Origin of the sequence: Sphingomonas sp. (assembly GCF_031380695.1) — a bacterium.
Classification (GTDB): domain Bacteria; phylum Pseudomonadota; class Alphaproteobacteria; order Sphingomonadales; family Sphingomonadaceae; genus Sphingomicrobium.
Window position 1 is genome coordinate 1 of the sequence record NZ_JANMWY010000112.1, and the last position, 1,726, is coordinate 1,726.

A 1,726-nucleotide genomic window follows, 5' to 3' on the forward strand; every position below is an offset into this window, starting at 1 on the left:
GGGTGGGACAACGGCACCGAGGCAACATGATCGACAATTGCATCAATAGGCTGCTGAATTGCTCGGGCGGCGAGCTTGGCAACGGAATGGTGATGAATCGGAATGCATTAACTTCATTGAGCGCCTCGCCGCGGCTCGTCCCGGTTCCTTGAACGTCCGGCAAAGGAAGCGCTTGAGGAATTGATGATGAAGATTGTTCTCGCATTTGCCTTAGTCGGCATCGCCGCTTGCGGTCAGATACCGCAGCCGCGCGATGCCCAAGCCGAGAAGGTAGCACGAGAACAGGCCGAGCTCCACGCCTTGCTCGACAAGGCCAAGGTACCGCACGCGTCCCCCGCCAAGCCTCGATGATCCTGCACGTGGCGAGGGCCGCCAAACGCCTTTACGCCGACGAGAACGGCAACAGTCTGGCGCTGTTCGCCATGGCCCTGCCGATGGTCATTGGCGCGGTTGGCCTGGCGGTCGATACGGCGCACTGGATCGTCCTCAAGCGACAGTTGCAGGCCGTGGCGGACTCGGCGGCGATGAGCGGCAGTCTGACGGCGATCAAGGGCGGCGACATCGACTATGCGGTCGATGACGATGCCAGCCGCAATCGCGGCAAGATCGAGAACATGCAGACGCGCGCGACGCTGTCCCCCGAGAACCGTCCCGGCGATCCCTATGCTGTCGCGGTGAAAATCAGTGCCCCCGCCGGTCTGTCGTTCGCATCGCTGTTCATGTCGAAGCCGCTGATCGTCTCGGCCTCGGCGACGGCGACGATGATCGAGACGCAGGATTTCTGCGCCTTCGCGCTCGACGGGTCGGACGAACCGGGAATTAGCATCGACCCCAACAGCAAGGTCGAAAGCGACTGCGGCATCGCGACCAATTCTTCCGCACCCGACGCCGTGCGCGGCGACGCGTCGTCCCAGTTCGCCGCGCGCAAGCTGTTCGCCGTCGGCGGGATCGTCGGCACCGGGACCGGCAGCGGCGGACGGGTCAAACCCTATTCGCTCGCCCAGAGCGACCCGGGTGCCGACGTCAAGCTGCCCGACATTCCCAACACCGGCTGCCCCAACATGACCGTCAATCCGGGGTCGAACGAGGTCCAACTCCAACCTGGATGCTTCGGCAATCTCGCTCTCAACGGCAAGGTCCGGCTCAATCCCGGCAATTACGTCCTCAATCGCGGCAACGTCGTGTTCGGCCCGAAGGCCGAAGTCACGTGCGACGGCTGCACGATATTCCTCACGAGTCAGGACGCCGATGCGTCACCGACCTCGATCGGGCGCGCTACGCTCGATCCCGCAGCCAATGTCCAGATGTCGGCACCGTCGGACGGGCCCTATAGCGGGCTCCTGATGGTCCAGGATCGCCGCGCCGCGCCCGAAGTGAAGGGCGAGGAGAATATCATCGCCGGCAACGCCAATTCGAAACTCGACGGCATCCTCTATTTTCCGTCACAGACCCTGCGTCTCGATGGCAGCGCGTCACCGGACATGAAATGCGCACGACTGATCGGGCGCAAGCTGATCCTTCAGGGCCACATCCTGATCACGCAGGGCTGCACCGCCGACAAGGGTAAGCTCAAGCTGTCGGGCGCGGAAGTAAAGCTGGTCAGCTAACCGCCGGCGTCGCCGTGGCAATTGTCGTCAGGGCATGCAGGCGAGGCCGGTCCCATCGGGATCGAGTTCATGGTGATAGCCGGGGCGGCCGGCCATCAGCGGCGCCTTCCCGGCCGCGC

Annotated in this window: 3 protein-coding genes; 2 read left to right on the forward strand and 1 reads right to left on the reverse strand. The window is 63.8% G+C overall.

What is annotated here, in order from left to right:
• The first annotated feature begins 186 nt into the window (after positions 1-186).
• Positions 187-351 (forward strand): hypothetical protein, encoded by a 165-nt coding sequence (locus tag RMN84_RS04220; RefSeq protein WP_309610952.1) that lies wholly within the window; start codon positions 187-189, stop codon positions 349-351.
• A gap of 8 nt (positions 352-359) precedes the next feature.
• On the forward strand, positions 360-1,607 hold the full coding sequence (locus RMN84_RS04225) for a pilus assembly protein TadG-related protein (RefSeq protein ID WP_309610953.1): 1,248 nt from the start codon (positions 360-362) through the stop codon (positions 1,605-1,607).
• 27 nt (positions 1,608-1,634) lie between these two features.
• Here the strand turns inward: RMN84_RS04225 and RMN84_RS12280 are convergent.
• The coding region (locus RMN84_RS12280) for an excalibur calcium-binding domain-containing protein (protein WP_405051433.1) at positions 1,635-1,726 on the reverse strand (92 nt) is incomplete at its 5' end.

Excerpts from the sequence above, each read along its gene's own strand:
- RMN84_RS04220 (WP_309610952.1), top strand. The coding sequence starts at position 187 with ATGAAGATTGTTCTCGCATTTGCCTTAGTCGGCATCGCCGCTTGCGGT.